Here is a 16,226-nt window from a genome sequence, read left to right on the forward strand (position 1 = left end):
CTCACTCCAGTCGGCGGCGGAAAAGCCAGGCGGCGGAGGAAAGCGTGACGACGGCGATCAGGCACAGCGGCCAGGTTTGGTGCACCACCTCGGCGAGCGGAATATCCTTCAAAAAGACGCCCTTCACGATGACCAGGAAATAGCGCAGCGGATTGATCAGCGTCACCGGCTGCAGCCAGGCCGGCATGTTCTCGATCGGCGTCGCAAAACCTGATAGCAGCATGGCCGGAACCATGAACAGGAATGCTCCGAGGATGGCCTGCTGCTGGGTCATCGACAGTGCCGAGATGAAGAGGCCGAGTCCGACGACTGCGGCGAGGTAGAAGATGGCACTTCCGTAAAGCAGCAGCAGCGAGCCGCGCAGCGGCACGCCGAAGACGAAGACGGCGGCCAGAATATAGATGGTGATGTGGAAGAGCCCGATCATCATCGGCGGGATGAGCTTGCCGATCAGGATTTCGTGCGTCCGCAGCGGCGAGACGATGAGCTGGTCGAATGTGCCGAGTTCCCGCTCGCGAGCGACCGACAGCGCAGTGACGATCAGGCCGATCAGGAGAGCGATGCTCGCCACGAGGTTGGGCACCATGAACCACTGAAAGGTCAGATTGGGGTTGAACCAGTTGCGCGCCTCGACCCTGATCGCCTCGGAGGCGGCGCGTTTGCCGGCCGGAGCCTCGGCTGCGAGCGCACCGACGATGCGGCTCAGATAGCCGGACACGATCTGCGAGGCGTTGGAGCGCCGCCCGTCCAGGATCATCTGCACTTCGGCGGGCTTTCCCGCCTCGATGTCGCGGGAAAAGGTGGGGCCGATCTCCAGAGCGGCCAGCACGTGCTGGTTATCGATCGCGGCGCGGACCTCGGCGGGACTGTCGGCGAGCCGCATCGAACGGAAGGTCGGCGAGCCGCCGATCTGCTGCACGAGCTCCTCACTCCAGCGGCCGTTGTCGCGGCTCAAGACCATGAGGTCGACATTCTTCACCTCGAGCGTCGCCGCGTAGGAGAAGACGAGCAATTGGATGATCGGCGGGCCAATCAGGATCGTGCGGCCTTTCGGATCCCGCAGCACGGCCAGCAGTTCCTTGACGATCAGCGCCTTCAGTCTGCCCCACCACATCTAACCGATCCTCTTTCTGGTGCTGCGTGCGGCGAGCGCGAAGAAAACGCAGCCAATCAGGAACATCACCACAATCGCCCGGGCGAACATCGGCCAGATGTCGCCGGCGAGAAACACTGTTTGCAGGCTGGGGATGAGATAGCGCGCCGGCACGACGTAGGTGATCCACTGGATGACGGTCGGCATCGAGTTGATCTCGAACAGGAAGCCCGAAAGCAGGAAGGCCGGCAGGAATGCGGTGATCAGTGCGAGTTGCGACGCCAGGAACTGGTTCTTGGTGACGGCAGAGATCACCAGACCCTGCCCGAGTGCCGGCATCAAAAAGACCGCGGAGAGCGCATAAAGCGCGACCACCGACCCCCGGAACGGGACGCCGAACAGAAAGACGGCGAGAAGAACGCAGAGCGTCATCGAGGTGAGGCCGAGAATGAAGTAGGGCAGAAGCTTGCCGGCAAGCAGTTCGGCAGCCGAGACGGGGGTTGCCATCATCGCTTCCATGGTGCCGCGTTCCCATTCGCGGGCGACGACGAGCGAGGTAAGCAGTGTGCCGACGAGCGTCATGACGATCGCGATCGAGCCAGGGACCAAGAAGTTGCGGCTCGTCAGTTCCGGATTAAACCAGAAGCGCTGTTCGGCGGCGATCGCCGGCAACTGGCCTTGGCCTTCGCTCACAAGCTGCCGCTCCCAATTGGCGACCGTTCCCTGCGCATAGTTCTGCACGAAATTCGCCGTGTTCGGATCGGACCCGTCGACGATCACCTGCACCGCAGGATTTCGTCCCGCCGCATGGTCGGCCGCAAAGCGCGCCGGAATGACGACGATGCCCCGCACTCGTCCGAGGACGAGGTCGTCCTCGAACTCGCGGCGGTCCCGGCCATTGACGACGGCGAAATAACGCGAAGCCTGAAAGCTCGCGGCAAGATCGCGCGTCAGCGGCGTCGCCTCCTCGACGACGAGGCCGATCCGCGTCTGCGTCGTGTCGAGCGACACGCCATAGCCGAACAGGAAGAGCAGGATCAACGGCAGCACGAAGGCGATCAGGATGCTACTCGGGTCGCGCACCACCTGGTAGGTTTCCTTGCGCACAAGGGCTGCGAAGCGCCTTCCGCGGCCAGAGCTTTCGGCCTCCCGCCTTTTCTGGTCGGCACTCATGCTGCCTCCCTTGCCTCCGAGCCCTGCACTAGAGCGATGAAGGCGTCTTCCATGGTCGGATCCGGCAGGTCCTTGCCGGTGACCCGCGCTTTCATCTCGTCCGGCGAGCCGAGGGCGATCGACCGGCCGCGATAGATGAGCGAAATGCGGTCGCAATATTCGGCCTCGTCCATGAAATGGGTGGTGACGAGAACGGTGACGCCCTTTTCGACGAGCCCGTTGATATGGGTCCAGAACTCGCGCCGGGTGATCGGATCGACGCCGGACGTCGGTTCGTCGAGAAAGAGCACCTCCGGCTCGTGCAAGACGGCACAGGCGAGCGCCAGCCGCTGCTTGAGGCCTAGCGGCAGGTCCTTCGCCGACATGTCTCGGATCGCGCGGAAATCGAAGATCTCGGTCATCAGGTCGATCCGCTCGCGCTTCCTCAAGCCGGAGAGACCGTAGACGCCGGCAAAGAAATTCAGGTTCTGCAGGACGCTGAGGTCGCCGTAGAGCGAGAACTTCTGGGCCATGTAGCCGAGCCGGTTGCGCGCCTCGGCTGCGTCGCGCCGGAGATCGAAGCCCGCGACCCGACCCTCGCCGGCGGTGGGTTTCAAGAGCCCGCACAGCATCTTAAAGGTGGTGGACTTGCCGGCGCCGTTGGGACCGAGCAGGCCGAAAATCTCGCCGCGCGGGATTTCGAAGGTGATGCTGTCGGCGGCGGTGAAGTCGCCGAAGCGCTTCGTCAGCCCGCGCGCTTCGATCACCGGCCGGCCGCCGTCGGTGGTAAATGGCCGCTGGGTCTCAGCGAGCCGTGACTGCCCGCCGGGACCGCCGCCGAGCATGTCGACGAAAGCGTCCTCGAAGCGCGGCGGTGTCGTCGTGGCGCGGCCGGAAGATGCCTCGTCGAGAGACGGAGGGGCGAGCCCTGGCCTCATCACCAGGCGTATCGCTTCGCCCTGGATGACGCCGTCGACGACGCCCTCCTGGTCCAGCAGGCGTGCCAGTCTTTCGCGCCGTCGCCCGACCGTGCCGGAGAGACGGAAGACTCGATTTTCGACGCGCCCGGTCATCTCGTGCGGCGAACCGGAAAACAGTAGCTTGCCCTGGTTGAGCAGCAGGACATGATCGCAGGCTTCCGCTTCGTCGAGATAGGCCGTCGACCAGAGCACGCCTATGCCTTCCGCCGTCAGGTTCTCGACCATTTTCCAGAGGTCGCGCCGCGAGATCGGATCGACGCCGACGCCGGGTTCATCAAGCAGCAGCAGCCGCGGCTTACGCAGAAGCGCGCAGGCAAGGCCGAGCTTCTGCTTCATGCCGCCGGAGAGCTTGCCGGCCAGACGCGCGGTGAAACGGGCAAGATCGGTGAATTCAAGCAGCTCGGCGAATATCCGGCCGCGTTCGGCAAGCGGCAGGCCGCGCAGGTCGGCATAGAGATCGAGGTTCTCCTGAACCGAGAGATCCTCGTAGAGCCCGAAGCGCTGCGGCATGTAGCCGATCGCCGCCTGGATGCTCGCCGGATCCCTACGCGTGTCATAGCCGAGCACTTCGACCGTACCCTGGTCGGGCAGCATCAGCGCGGTCATCAGCCGGATCAATGTCGTCTTGCCGGCGCCATCCGGACCGACTAGGCCGGTGATCCTGCCGCCCGCAATTATGCCGTCGATGGAGTCCAGGGCAGGTGGCGCCTCGCCGAAGCGCTTCGAGACGGACGACAGCCGTATGAAAGGCGCCGCCGCGGCCGAGTTGTCGGGAGCGGATGTCATGACCCGGTCTCCTGGCCTGGCAGGTGCACGGTCACCGGCATGCCCTGGAGCAGGTCAGTGCCCGGCTTGTCGACGACGATTCTCAGCCGATAGACGAGATCGGTTCTAAGCTCGGGCGTTTCCACCGACTTCGGCGTGAATTCCGCCACTGGCGAAATGAATCCGATCGTTCCCTCATAGCCTTGCCGGGGGTTAGAGTCTGAGGTCACCTTGACCTTCATCCCAGGGTGGACGCGGCCGAGGTCCGGTTCGGCGACATAGGCGCGGACCCAGACGGGCGCGGTCAGAGACAGCACATAAACGGTGTCCGACGGCGAGACGACCGCCCCGACTTCCCGGACGCGAGAGAGGATGACGCCGGCGCTCGGCGCGACCAGCGAGACGTCCTCGAGTGCGGTGCGGGCGCTCTCGGCCTTGGCCGTTGCCGCATTCGCTTGCGCTTCGGCCGTGGCTATGTCTTCGACGCGGCTTCCCTCTTTGAGCAGGGCCAATGCCTCGCGTGCGGAGGCCGCACGGGCCGTGGCCGCGGCACGGCTTGCGATCGCCTGGTCGAGCTCGGCTTGCGAGATCGTGCCGGCCGGCCGCAGTCGTTGCGCCCGCTGATAGGCAAGTTCGGAATTCTGGAGTTCGGCAAGGCGTTCCTCATGGGCGGCGCGAGCCTGGGCGATCTCGGTTGGCCTAGCGCCGGCCTTGAGCTTTGCGAGCGTTGAGCGGAGCGCCTCGGCATCCGCCTCGGCGGCGTCCAGCGCCTGCTGGAACGGTTCGGCATCCAGTCTGGCGATGACGTCTCCGGCCTTGACGGTATCACTCTCGTCGACGCGCAGTTCGGCGATACGGCCGCTGACGCGGAAGCCGAGCGACACCTGGCGGATATCGACATTGCCGTAGAGAACCGTGTTCCTGTGGTCTTCGGCCCAGCCGATCCGGGCGGGCAGATCCAGCCACCAGGCGCCGGCCGCGCCGGCCGCAAGGGCAAGGGCGATGAGTGCAATCTTCTTCATGGCTGGCGATCCTTCTCCGCACCGAGTATCGCGACAAGTTCAGCCGCGTGCCTGTGCAATGTCTCGATCTCCTTCGGCCCGGCTGTTTCCCATTCGAGCTGCGCATAGACGGCCGCATGCGCCATGCGGAACACGAGCACGCTGCCAACGAAGGAGAGGGTTCTGAGCCGGATGTGCTCGGAGGCCGGGTCGTCCTCGAGAATGGCGCCGATCAGCCGCCGGGCCATCTCGATCATCGGCCGCATGATGTTGCCGTAGAGGCGCGTGAATGCCTCGGTCGGCTCCATCTGCTCGCGGATGATGAAGCGCGCCCAGCTCTCCGATTGCTTGCTGACGAAGAGAACGATCATCCTCTGGACCATCTGGGTGAGGAAGCCGCGCGCCTCGGCTGCAGTCATCGGCTGGCCCTGCTCCTCGAGTTCGGCAAGGCGTCCATGAATGATGGCGCGTAAATCGCTGACATGGTTGCCGATCAGAGCTGCCAGGTGCTCGGCCGCGGCGATATAGAGGCCCTCCTTGCCGCCGAAATAATAAGGGATGGCCTGGAGGTTGACGCCCGCCGCATCGGCGAGCTTCCGCGTCGTGGCGCCGTCGAAGCCGTAGCGGCCAAAGATGTCGATCGCCGTGGCGAGAAGCTTCTCTCGCGTGGCGTCGCCGCGCTCGGCCTTGAGCTGTGTCATGGTGTCCTTGTTTTTCATCATTTGCTGAAATTATATCATTCAAACGACTAAGTCAATCGATCGAATTAAATCCAATGGCTGCCGGGGAGCGTTTGGCCCAGCTGGCGCCTCGGCCAGCCGCGGCCAGCAATGGAAATGAGGAGGATCAGGAACTATCGCGAATCAGGCGACCTGCTGCACGGCGTCAAGCCGCCCCTGGAACAGCGCCGCGATAAGATCCGACTGGGTGACGATACCGACGACGCGGTTGTCAGCGTCGACGATCGGCATATGATGCAGACCCATGTCCGCCATGGGCGGCACCAGCTTGGCGATCATTGTTTCCGGCAGGGCCGATTGGACTCGGGCCATCATGATTTCGGAAACCAGCCGAGGCGATTTCGCCGGCAGTCCAATGATATTGCCAATCCGCTCGCGAAGGCCGATCTGCAGCCGCCCGTCCGCCGCCAGCGTCGTGTGCTTCATGAAGTCGGCTTGGGTAATCATGCCGACCATGCCGTCTTTCTGGGTCACCACCGGCAAGGCCTGAATTCGGTGTGCGACGAGCATTCGCCATGCCTTCCGCAGCGGCGTGTCGGGCGCAACGGTCAGCACGTCGCGGGACATGATCTCGCCACAGGTTATTTCGCCCGACCGGCGGGTGAAGGCACGAATTTGCGCCTGGTGAATGAAGCTGTCGAGCTCCTCGGGACTGATGTCGACGATCTCGCCATATTGCGCCAGCACCGCCTGGAGGTCGTCCGGCACGACACCGAGGCGCTGGCTTGGCAGCGGATCCTCGGTCCGATGGGGGTTCGGGGCAGGGGCAAGGTGCGGATAGCGCCGGCCGGTGAGATTGTTGAAGATTAGCGCCGCCGTCAGGATGACCAGCGAGTTAATGGCGACCGGGGAAAAGACGAAGGCGTAGCCCGCCTCACGGATCACCGGGCCGCCGAGAACCGCGGTCAGGGCGACGGCGCCGCTCGGCGGGTGCAGGCAGCCGAGGAGCAGCATGGCGCCGATCGCCAAGGCGATGGCGATGGCTGCTGCCACCACCGGGTTGGGGATGAGCAAGGCGCAGGTGACGCCGACCGTTGCCGAGACGACATTGCCGCCCACGATCGACCAGGGCTGGGCGAGCGGGCTCGACGGCGCGGCGAAAAGCAGCACCGCGGAGGCTCCCATCGGGGCGATGAGCAGCGGCAGGCTGGCGTCGGCCCCGACGGCAACCGTGCTGATGAACCCTGTCGACAGGACCCCGATGAGCGCGCCGCAGGAGGCGCGCAGGCGCTCCCAGCCGCTGACCGGTACCAGCGAGGGCATGAAACGTCGAAGAAGGGCTGCGGCCTTGGACATGGATATTCGTCAGCGACACGGACGGTGGAACGAGAACGAAGTGCACAGCGCAATAGCATGTGACTGCGGATTGGGCACGAAATCTGCATCCAAGAAAACGCACCGGATTAAAAAATATGCACTATGCTCAACAAATACCCGGCACAAGGAGCGGCGCCGAATTCAGGCCGCAGAGGCAAAGTCGATCGTGATCTTGGTGCCCCGGTTCGGAGCGGTGTCGTATGAGATTTTCGCCTTGTGCAACTCGGCGATCCGATGGACGATTTTCAGGCCGAGACCGAGCTGGCCGGAGCGCTTGACGTAGCCGAGGTCCTCGTTCAGTTCCGGTAGATCGACCATGCCCTTGCCGTCATCCTCGACGGAGACCTGTGGGCCGGGCCCGCAGGTCAGAACGATCCGGGTACCCGGCGGATTGTGCTTTACCGCGTTCTCGATCAGGTTCCTGAGCATGTTCTCGACGAGCGCGGGGATCATCCTTACCGGCGTCGTCCCGCGGTCGACGAACTCGATCGACCTGTCGTGATCGAAGACGAACGGCGCCGTGGCTTGCGCCACCTCGGCTCCGATTTCGGACAGATTGCCCTGTTCATAGGCGGAAGGGTCCACTGCGTCCGCCCGCGCCAGCGACGTCAGCTGCTCGAGAATATGCGTCAGCGCGTCGAGATCCCGCTCGGCATTGCGCGCCCGCGGATCGTCGATCCGGCTCAACTCCATCTTGGCGATCGAAACCGGCGTGCGTATCTCATGGGCGATCGAGGAAGAGAAGACCTTCTGCGATTCAACGAGATCGGCGACACGGGCAAGCAGCCGGTTGACGGCGCTTACCAGCCGTTCGATCTCTTCCGGCATGCGGGTTATCGGCAGTCGGGCGCCGCTGTCGCGCGGGTCGATCGCATCCGCAGCCTTGACCGCCATCGCCACCGGCCTCAGCGCACTTCGGATCGACCAGATCGTCGCGCCGATGACGAGGCAAAACATCAGCGTCATCGGAACGATCATTGAATCGAACATCTCGCGCAGGAGGGCCCCATACATGAAACCGTTCGGGTCTTTCAGGATCGCCAGCTCGACGAACACGGATTCGCCACCCCGCTCGAAGGATTGGCCGCCCGCCACGCTGAATGGCTTTCCCTCCTCGATTGTCCGCTTCCAGAAGCGCGGCGCATTAATGCTCAACGGCAGGAAATGCTCGGCGCATTCCGTCGTGCAATCGGAAAAGAGGATAGAGCCGGAAGCGGTCCGAATCCGGACATAGATCGCGCCTGCGCGCCCATCCAGTTCGACGTAGCGTTCACGGAACGCACGATCGGCTCTGAATGTCGGCAGCCCGCCCTCCGTCGTGATCCCTTGCGACAGGATCTCCGTTTCCTGCTGCAGCATCAGGACGCTGAGCTTTTCGTCGTCAAACCAGTAATCCGCGAAAACTACGCCGATCTCAAGCACCATGGCGAGCAGCGAAAAGGCGATGATGCGCCCGGCAACAATGCCGATCAGCGACGGATTGCCTTTCCTCATGCAGCGGTCCGCAGGAGATAGCCGATGCCGCGCACCGTTTCGATCCGGATACCGGTGGCGAGGGGCTGCAATCGCTTCCGAACGCGGGAGACGGCGAGCTCCAGCGCGTTGGAACTAAGCTCCTGGCCATATTCGGAGAGGGCTGTCTCGAGCCGTCGCTTTGGAACGACGCGCCCGACCTCACGCATCAATATCTCGATCAGGGAGCGCTCGCGCGGGGGAAGGGCGATGATCGTCCCATCGCAGCTGAGCTCTGCGGTGGCTGGATCGAAGCGCAGCGCCCCGGCTTCGAGCACCGGCTGTATCGCGTGCGGATTGCGCCTCAGCATGGCCCGGCAGCGGGAAAGCAATTCGCGATGGTGGAAGGGCTTCACCAAATAGTCGTCCGCCCCGGCATCGAGACCCTGGACCCGCTCGTCGACGGAGCCGCGGGCGGTGATGACCAGCACCGGCAAGCCGGCGTGCTCCTGCCGTATCCATCTCAGAAGGTCGAGGCCGTCGCCATCCGGCAGGCCCAGGTCGAGAAGTACAAGATCGTGCTCCCGTTCGACAATGGCAGCCTCGGCTTCGCTGACACTCGAAACGGCGTCGAGCCGCCAGCCCGCATCGCGCATGGTTTCGCCCACAAGTTCGATGAGGCGGGGACTGTCTTCGATAAGCAGCAGGCGCATGCGTTTCCCTGATCTAAAGCCTTCTTGGATCGGCGGCCGCAGACCATAGGGGGTTTTCCCTCACGTGCCAACGTCGCAGAACCCGGGGAGCATCGTGCCCGACAGGACCTCGACAGTTTGCCCGCGGTACTGGCGGAGGTGTCGTGACACGCCGGCAACTTCGTCGCGTCCAAGAATAGGGACGACGCCGGTTCGAAAAAGGTGCGACGTAACCACGGGCAAAGAATTTCCATCCTGGAGAACAATGTTTTGGCTGTCTTCAGAATTCGCCGGCCGGAGATCGGCAGCATCTCCTTGAGTGCGGCGGCCACGCTTTATCTGCTGCTCATCACCAACAATTCCTTCTGGAGCCATGCGGTGACCTCTTTCGGTCACGCGTGGATCGCTGTCCTATCGTTCGGCGTGGCACTCGGTCTGACCACCTTTTCAGTCCTGACCATGCTGTCGATGAAATATCTGATGAAGCCGCTGTTGGTCCTGCTGATCGCCATATCGGCGGCTGCGTCGCACTTCACCGAGACGTTCGGCATCGTCATCGACAAGGAAATGATAGGAAACGCCGCCGTCACCACCGTGCCGGAGGCAAGCCACCTGTTGACTGGCAGTTTGGCGCTTCATCTTGCGCTCTACGCGCTCTTGCCGTCGCTTCTCATAGCCTGGGTTGAGATCAAGCATCGGCCGCTGCTCTCAAAAGCGGCTATCAATTTCCTCTTCATTGCTCCAGCGCTTCTCCTGAGCGGCATGCTCATCTACGCCAACTTTGCCGGCATCGCCTATGCACTCAGGGAGCATCGGGATCTGATGGTCCGGTTTAATCCGGCCGGACCGATCACGTCGGCGATCCGCTACGGGCTTTCCAGCTATCGCGAGCACAATCTGGTCGTGCAGCCGCTCGCGGTCGACGCCAAACAAGGCGCGCGCATCGCCAAAGCCGGCAAGCCTGTCGTCGTGGTGGTGGTCGCAGGCGAGACTGCGCGGGCGATGAACTTCTCTCTCAATGGCTATCACCGCGACACAAATCCGGAACTGGAGGCACTCGGAGTGGTCAACTACCGTGACACGACGAGTTGCGGCACGGCGACGGCCGTCTCGCTGCCCTGCATGTTTTCCATCTATCCGCGCATCGAGTATAGCGACTGGAAAGCTCGCTCGACCGAAAACCTCGTCAACGTACTGACGCATGCGGGCGTTTCGGTCACCTGGTGGGACAACAACACCGGCAGCAAGGGCATCGCCGACCTCGTCAGTTTTGCGAGCATGACGCACCAAAAGAACAGCCCACTTTGCAGCAATGGCGAATGTCTCGACGAAATCTTCCTCGGCGACCTGGATAAGAAGCTTGCCGCGACGACGAAAAACAGCGTCATCGTACTGCATCAGCTCGGCAGTCACGGCCCGGCCTATTACCTGCGCTATCCCGAAGCGTTCCGCCGCTTCACGCCGGACTGTCGCACGCCGGAGCTGATGAGCTGTACGACAGAGGAAATCGTCAACGCCTATGACAACACGATCCTCTATACCGACCATGTTCTGGCGAGCGTCGCCGGGCTCATCGAGAAGCATCAGGACCGCATCGCCGGCGCGATGATCTACATGTCGGACCATGGGGAATCGCTTGGCGAGAATGGCATTTACCTGCACGGCGCTCCCTATGCGATCGCACCGAAGGAACAAACTCAGGTCCCCTTCATCGCCTGGTTCTCGAAGCCCTACCAGGCGTTGATGGGCGTCGACACGGGCTGCCTTGCCAGAGATACCAACGAGCCGCGGTCGCACGACAACCTGTTCCATACTGTGCTGGGCATGATGGACGTGCAGACGCGAGTCTATAATCGCGCCCTCGACGCCTTCGCGGCCTGTACCAGGCCGGCGGGGCGGGAGAAAGGGGCGCCGGGCTTCCATGCGGCTGACAATGCTGCGCCACGGCGGCTGTCGGCAGTTCGACAAATCTGGTAGACTGCCGCGCTAGCATGGAGGAGAAAGCGATGCAGTTCGTTGGCATCCAGGTCTTCCCCGAGCGCGGCGGCAAGGCGGGGTTCACCGTCGAGTTCGTCGGTGCGACGGGTGAAGTCGTTTCCGTCCTGTGCCCGCAGAACGCGGCCGGCACCCTGAACAGGCTCAACGCCGTGGCGCGCGCGAAGGAAATCCTTGGAGCCGCCATGGAGGCGGATGGCGAGTTGCTCGGCATAACAGGCGCGCGGCGATCCCCATCGATCCCGGAAGGCGCGCTCGCGAATGCCCGCCAGGCACATGACGCGGATGCGATGGAAGAGCAGTTGGAGGAGGGGCTCGAGGACACGTTTCCTGCCAGCGACCCGGTGTCCATCACCAGTTCAGCCATTCCGAGAGCCACGCCGCGCCGTTGAGCTGTGCCACGGAAGCGCCGGACATCCTTCTTCCGGCTCTTCTGCCGCCTGATTAACCAACATATTGCGTTTCCGCAATTTTTCGCCGAAAGCGATTCCTTTAAATTTTGTAATGCGATAGAGCTGTTCGCTGAACCATGTGTTCGTAGCAGCAATTCAAGGTGCAACACGCGCGCCGCTGCAGCGACGGGGACAGGAGCACCGCTTCATGAATGGCCGACGTCTGACATTTGCTGTCGGTGACATTCACGGCTGTCTCGATGAGCTCGAAACCCTACTGAGCGCAATCGAGTCCGCCGCGCCGGAGGGGAGGGTGATTTTTCTCGGCGACCTCGTCGACCGGGGCCCGGAGAGCCGGGGCGTCGTCGAGCGGATCATGGCGGGACCGACCCAGGCCGGTTGGCAATGGCTCACGCTCAAGGGCAACCACGAAGACATGCTGCTCTCGGCCCGCAAGGGTCTCGCCGAGATGAGCTCGTGGCTGATGAACGGCGGCGGCGAGACCCTGGAGTCCTACGGCGGCGCCATACCCTTGAGCCATCTGGTCTGGATGGCCGAACTGCCGTCGATCATTGTCGACCCCTATCGCATCTTCGTCCATGCCGGCGTAGATGATTCGATCCCGCTCGAGGAGCAGGGCGACGACATTCTGCTCTGGATGCGGACCGATCCGAACTACTCCGGCCATTACTGGGGCAAGCATGTCTGCCACGGGCACACGCCGAGCCGCGGCAACCCCCGCACTGTCGGCAACAGAACCAATGTCGATTCGGGTGCCGTCTTCGGCGGCGTGCTTTCCTGCGCCGTTTTCGACGATGACGTCGCCGGCGGGCCGATCAATTTTCTTATTGCCGGCGGGCATCGCTGAGAGCGCCGAGAAGGAGGTTGTGCGCCGGCCCGTCCAGGGATAGTTGTGCAATCGCGCGATGCGCGAGACACTCGTTTCAAGGAGCCGGCTTGGATACCCTGACCACCGCGATATTCCCAAAAAGCTTCGCTGCCCTGCTGTTCGATATGGATGGCACCTTGCTCAATTCCATGGCCGTCGTCGAACGGGTATGGGGGGCATGGGCGGTCCGCAATGGGCTCGATCCCCATGAGTTGATGAAATCGGTGCACGGCGTGCGCGCGTCGGACACGATCCGCAAGCTCGGGCTTGCCGTCGACCCCGACCTCGAGGCGCACGCGCTCGCCTTGGCGGAGATCGCCGATGTGGAGGGTATCGTCGAGATACCCGGGGCGGTCGCCTTCCTTAATTCATTGCCGCCGGAGCGCTGGGCGATCGTCACGTCGGCGCCGCTGGAGCTGGCCAGGCGCCGCCTTGCCGCGGCCTGCATTCCGGTTCCGCGCCACATGGTCACCGGTGAGGACGTCACGGCGGGCAAGCCCGATCCGCAGGGCTATCTTCTCGCCGCCAGCCGGCTCGGTGTTCGCGGCGAGGACTGCTTGGTCTTCGAAGATGCTCCGGCTGGGATACTCGCGGGCAGTTCCGCCGGCGCCCAGGTGGCCGTGATCACCGGTGCTCACGCGGCAGCGGAGGGAACGCCGCATCTGACTTTGGAGCACTACGCCGACATCGAGGTCCGGATCGGCGGCGACGGCTGGCTTTCGCTCCACCGGCGCTATTGCTGATTTGCTCGCTGCAGGATGAGGCGATGCCGGTCGGTCGGCGCGCTTCGCTTATCCGGCATTTTTTCCAGTAACTTTGTAGAGAATGGACCTTCATTCCTTACCTTCGCTCTTGCTGCCGGGCACAATCTCCGCATGAACCTATTCATTTGCAGCAACCGGTGTTCCGGGGAGCGAACGTATGGTGAAGACGCTGATCGTTCCGGGTTTGTTCGGATCGGGCGAGGGGCACTGGCAGCGCCACTGGCTCATCGATCAACCAGGGGCCACGCTCGTCGAGCAGGGCGACTGGAGCCGACCGGCGCTTGCGGCTTGGCGAAGTGCTCTGGAGACAGAAATCGACAGGCATCCGTCGGTCGACATCGTCGCCCACAGTCTGGGCTGCCTGTTGGTCGCGGCCTTGGCCGGACGCCCGATTGTCGAGCGAATCCGAAGCGCGCTTCTGGTCGGCCCCTGTGATCTCGAGGAGACGGAGCGACTGCATCCGGGGGCGATCGCCTTCGGGGGCATGCCGCGACAGCGGCTTAGCTTTCCAAGTCTCGTCGTCGGCAGTCTTAACGATCCCTATATGCGCTTCGACCGCTTACGGATTTTGTGTGAAGAATGGGGCGGCCGCCTCGTCGATCTAGGCCATGCCGGCCACATCAACATCGCGAGCGGCTTCGGCCGCTGGCCGGCCGGCTACGATCTGCTCCAGGTTCTGAACGGCATGGCTAAAGACGACCGCTCGATCACTGCGCCGACAATGCTCGTCCGTCAATTGGCGCGTTCGGCTCCAGCGAGCCGGCAACGATCATTTTCCTAAGGCGCGTTCAAACGTATTCACGCTGCACACTTTGGGCGACATGCATTAACGCCACATACCGCGCATGCGGGCCCGGACATCGATGCGCAATTGCTGCGCATCACGCTGGCCAGCCGCAGCCGGCTTGGCAACGGGCCAGGCCGAGCACTCGAAGAATTGCAGAAGCGTTGCAGGTAGGAAGCGGCTGCGCGAGGCGTAGACATGCCGGTCGCCCTGGGCATGCTGACCGTGCGTAAAAAAGCGCTGCGGGGTGATCAGATGCAGGCTGTCCTTGGCGCGCGTCATGGCGACGTAAAGCAGACGGCGCTCCTCCTCGACCTCCGCCGTGCTGCCGACACCGAGATCGGACGGAATGCAGCCGTCGACGCAATTCAGCACGAAAACCGATTTCCATTCCTGCCCCTTGGCCGAGTGGATGGTCGAGAGGATGAGATAGTCCTCGTCGAGCAGCGGCACGCCCGCATGGTCGCTGGTGGCGTCCGGCGGATCGAGGGTGAGCTCGGTCAGAAAGCGCTCGCGCGACGGATAGCCGCTGGCGATCTGCTCGAGCTGCAAAAGGTCGGCCCTGCGCACCTCGGCGTCCTCATGGATCCGCTCCAGATGCGGTTCGTACCAGGCGCGGGCCGTGCCGATTTCCCCCGGCCATCCGGTCCGGCCGGATCGCAAGCTCTGCAGCATGCCGGCGAAGGCCGTCCAGGCATCGCCGGAGCGCGGCGGGGCAGGGATCTCCGCAAGCGCCGCCAACGGTTCCGGATCGGCGGCGATCGCCTCGAGGACGCGCCCCGCCGTCTGCGGACCGACTCCGGGCAGCAATTGCATCAGCCGAAAACCCGCGACCCGGTCGCGCGGATTATGCGCAAAGCGTAGCGCCGCCAGCATGTCCTTCACATGCGCGCTGTCCAGGAATTTGAGCCCGCCGAACTTTACGAAGGGGATGTTGCGGCGGGTCAGTTCCACCTCGAGGGCACCGCTGTGGTGCGAAGTGCGGAAGAGCACCGCCTGCTGCTTCAGCAGCATTCCGCCTTCGCGGTTCTCCAGAACCAGTTCGACGACGTAGTTGGCCTGATCGGCCTCGTCGCGCACGGTCACGAGCCGCGGCCGCTCGGCCGATTCCCGCTCGGTCCAGAGGTTCTTGGTGAAGCGTTCGCGGGCCAGCTCGATGACGCCGTTCGCGGCAGCGAGGATTGGCTGTGTCGAGCGATAGTTCCGATCGAGCGTGATGATTTCCGCCGCCGGCGTGAAGCTTGCCGGAAAATCCAGAATGTTGCGCACCGTCGCGGCGCGGAACGCGTAGATCGACTGGGCGTCGTCGCCCACCACGGTGAGGCCCCGACCATTCGGCTTCAACGCAAGGAGGATCGAAGCCTGCAGCCGGTTGGTATCCTGATATTCGTCAACAAGCACGTGGTCGAACCGGCCGCCGACGTCCTCGGCGAGGACGGCGTCGCCCATCATCTGCGCCCAGTAGAGCAGCAGGTCGTCGTAATCGAGGACGTTCTGCGCCTGCTTGGCTTCGACATAGGCGCCGAAAAGTTCGCGCAGTTGCTTTTCCCAGGCAGAACACCAGGGAAAATTATCGCGCAGGACCTCGTCGAGCGGCTGTTCCGCATTGACGGTGCGCGAATAGATGGCAAGACAGGTCGCCTTGGTGGGGAAACGGTTCTCGCTTTTCGACAAACCAAGTTCGTGCCGCACGATGTTCATGAGATCGGCGCTGTCTTCCCGGTCGTGGATGGTGAAATCCGGATCGATACCGATTTCCCCCGCATGGTCGCGCAGGAGCCGCGCGCCGATGCCGTGAAAGGTTCCCGCCCAGGCAAGCGCGTCGGAGATCGTCCCGGCCTTGCCGCCGAGCACCTGGCCGCAGATGCGTTCGACCCTTCGGCCCATCTCGGCGGCCGCCCGGCGCGAGAAGGTCATCAGCAGGATACGTCGGGGGTCCGCACCGTTGACGATCAGATGCGCCACCCGGTGGGCAAGCGTGTTGGTCTTGCCGGAGCCGGCGCCGGCGATGATGAGAAGCGGACCACCGATATGGGCGTCCGGTCCGACACCGTGTGAGACGGCACTGCGCTGGCGCTCGTTCAGCTTTTCCAGATATGCGACGCTCATCCGGCTCGTCCCGCCTCCAGTTGAACAGGCGCGTCCTGTGAAGGCGGCGGGATTGCCGCGAATCGCGCGTGAACGGAAAAGGAACATAGCCGCAGTTCGAC

14 protein-coding genes are annotated in these 16,226 nt (G+C 63.4%); 5 read left to right on the forward strand and 9 right to left on the reverse strand.

What is annotated here, in order from left to right:
• Position 1: 1 nt before the first annotated feature.
• The 8 genes from CO656_RS02165 to CO656_RS02200 all read right to left on the reverse strand — a co-directional run bounded on the left by CO656_RS02165 (position 2) and on the right by CO656_RS02200 (position 9,213).
• Positions 2–1,114, reverse strand: coding sequence for an ABC transporter permease (locus CO656_RS02165; RefSeq protein WP_097524639.1), 1,113 nt, complete (start codon positions 1,112–1,114; stop codon positions 2–4).
• Positions 1,115–2,266: an ABC transporter permease gene (locus CO656_RS02170; protein WP_097524640.1), complete on the reverse strand. Its 1,152-nt coding sequence runs from the start codon at positions 2,264–2,266 to the stop codon at positions 1,115–1,117.
• On the reverse strand, positions 2,263–4,011 hold the full coding sequence (locus CO656_RS02175) for an ATP-binding cassette domain-containing protein (protein WP_097524641.1): 1,749 nt from the start codon (positions 4,009–4,011) through the stop codon (positions 2,263–2,265). The genes CO656_RS02170 and CO656_RS02175 overlap by 4 nt, the downstream gene beginning before the upstream one ends.
• A complete protein-coding gene (hlyD, locus tag CO656_RS02180; RefSeq protein ID WP_097524642.1) occupies positions 4,008–5,012 on the reverse strand; it encodes a secretion protein HlyD in 1,005 nt (334 codons plus the stop codon). Before hlyD ends, CO656_RS02175 begins: the two co-directional genes overlap by 4 nt.
• A complete protein-coding gene (locus CO656_RS02185; RefSeq protein WP_037417277.1) occupies positions 5,009–5,713 on the reverse strand; it encodes a CerR family C-terminal domain-containing protein in 705 nt (234 codons plus the stop codon). Before CO656_RS02185 ends, hlyD begins: the two co-directional genes overlap by 4 nt.
• Positions 5,714–5,854: 141 nt before the next feature.
• Entirely contained in the window at positions 5,855–7,027 is a 1,173-nt protein-coding gene (locus CO656_RS02190) for an HPP family protein (protein WP_097524643.1), read from the reverse strand.
• Positions 7,028–7,189: 162 nt separating this feature from the next.
• Positions 7,190–8,542 carry a HAMP domain-containing sensor histidine kinase gene (locus CO656_RS02195; protein ID WP_037417282.1) on the reverse strand — a complete coding sequence of 451 codons (1,353 nt, stop codon included), beginning with the start codon at positions 8,540–8,542 and terminating at the stop codon, positions 7,190–7,192.
• Complete coding sequence (locus CO656_RS02200) at positions 8,539–9,213, reverse strand: response regulator transcription factor (RefSeq protein ID WP_037417285.1); 675 nt, start codon at positions 9,211–9,213, stop codon at positions 8,539–8,541. The genes CO656_RS02195 and CO656_RS02200 overlap by 4 nt, the downstream gene beginning before the upstream one ends.
• A gap of 249 nt (positions 9,214–9,462) precedes the next feature.
• On the opposite strand from CO656_RS02200, the gene CO656_RS02205 reads away from it, so the two are divergent.
• The 5 genes from CO656_RS02205 to CO656_RS02225 all read left to right on the forward strand — a co-directional run bounded on the left by CO656_RS02205 (position 9,463) and on the right by CO656_RS02225 (position 14,013).
• A complete protein-coding gene (locus CO656_RS02205; RefSeq protein ID WP_097524644.1) occupies positions 9,463–11,169 on the forward strand; it encodes a phosphoethanolamine--lipid A transferase in 1,707 nt (568 codons plus the stop codon).
• A 29-nt stretch (positions 11,170–11,198) separates the two neighbouring features.
• On the forward strand, positions 11,199–11,579 hold the full coding sequence (locus CO656_RS02210) for a hypothetical protein (protein ID WP_037417291.1): 381 nt from the start codon (positions 11,199–11,201) through the stop codon (positions 11,577–11,579).
• Between the two features lie 208 nt (positions 11,580–11,787).
• Positions 11,788–12,447 carry a metallophosphoesterase family protein gene (locus tag CO656_RS02215; protein WP_097524645.1) on the forward strand — a complete coding sequence of 220 codons (660 nt, stop codon included), beginning with the start codon at positions 11,788–11,790 and terminating at the stop codon, positions 12,445–12,447.
• Positions 12,448–12,536: 89 nt separating this feature from the next.
• Entirely contained in the window at positions 12,537–13,211 is a 675-nt protein-coding gene (locus tag CO656_RS02220) for an HAD family hydrolase (protein WP_097524646.1), read from the forward strand.
• A 178-nt stretch (positions 13,212–13,389) separates the two neighbouring features.
• Positions 13,390–14,013 (forward strand): alpha/beta hydrolase, encoded by a 624-nt coding sequence (locus tag CO656_RS02225; RefSeq protein WP_097524647.1) that lies wholly within the window; start codon positions 13,390–13,392, stop codon positions 14,011–14,013.
• 45 nt (positions 14,014–14,058) lie between these two features.
• Here CO656_RS02225 and CO656_RS02230 read toward each other — a convergent pair whose 3' ends face one another.
• Positions 14,059–16,125, reverse strand: a complete 2,067-nt coding sequence (locus tag CO656_RS02230; RefSeq protein WP_097524648.1) for an ATP-dependent helicase — start codon at positions 16,123–16,125, stop codon at positions 14,059–14,061.
• Positions 16,126–16,226 lie beyond the last annotated feature (101 nt).

Origin of the sequence: Sinorhizobium sp. FG01 (assembly GCF_002531875.1) — a bacterium.
GTDB classification, from domain to species: Bacteria; Pseudomonadota; Alphaproteobacteria; order Rhizobiales; family Rhizobiaceae; genus Sinorhizobium; species Sinorhizobium fredii_C.

What these genes read in the sequence shown, in the direction of transcription:
- CO656_RS02215 (WP_097524645.1), top strand. Translation starts at nt 11,788, where the DNA reads ATGAATGGCCGACGTCTGACATTTGCTGTCGGTGACATTCACGGCTGT.
- CO656_RS02165 (WP_097524639.1), bottom strand. Translation starts at nt 1,114, where the DNA reads ATGTGGTGGGGCAGACTGAAGGCGCTGATCGTCAAGGAACTGCTGGCC.
- CO656_RS02210 (WP_037417291.1), top strand. Translation starts at nt 11,199, where the DNA reads ATGCAGTTCGTTGGCATCCAGGTCTTCCCCGAGCGCGGCGGCAAGGCG.
- CO656_RS02190 (WP_097524643.1), bottom strand. Translation starts at nt 7,027, where the DNA reads ATGTCCAAGGCCGCAGCCCTTCTTCGACGTTTCATGCCCTCGCTGGTA.
- CO656_RS02185 (WP_037417277.1), bottom strand. Translation starts at nt 5,713, where the DNA reads ATGATGAAAAACAAGGACACCATGACACAGCTCAAGGCCGAGCGCGGC.
- CO656_RS02175 (WP_097524641.1), bottom strand. Translation starts at nt 4,011, where the DNA reads ATGACATCCGCTCCCGACAACTCGGCCGCGGCGGCGCCTTTCATACGG.
- CO656_RS02200 (WP_037417285.1), bottom strand. Translation starts at nt 9,213, where the DNA reads ATGCGCCTGCTGCTTATCGAAGACAGTCCCCGCCTCATCGAACTTGTG.
- hlyD (WP_097524642.1), bottom strand. Translation starts at nt 5,012, where the DNA reads ATGAAGAAGATTGCACTCATCGCCCTTGCCCTTGCGGCCGGCGCGGCC.
- CO656_RS02225 (WP_097524647.1), top strand. Translation starts at nt 13,390, where the DNA reads ATGGTGAAGACGCTGATCGTTCCGGGTTTGTTCGGATCGGGCGAGGGG.
- CO656_RS02195 (WP_037417282.1), bottom strand. Translation starts at nt 8,542, where the DNA reads ATGAGGAAAGGCAATCCGTCGCTGATCGGCATTGTTGCCGGGCGCATC.
- CO656_RS02230 (WP_097524648.1), bottom strand. Translation starts at nt 16,125, where the DNA reads ATGAGCGTCGCATATCTGGAAAAGCTGAACGAGCGCCAGCGCAGTGCC.
- CO656_RS02170 (WP_097524640.1), bottom strand. Translation starts at nt 2,266, where the DNA reads ATGAGTGCCGACCAGAAAAGGCGGGAGGCCGAAAGCTCTGGCCGCGGA.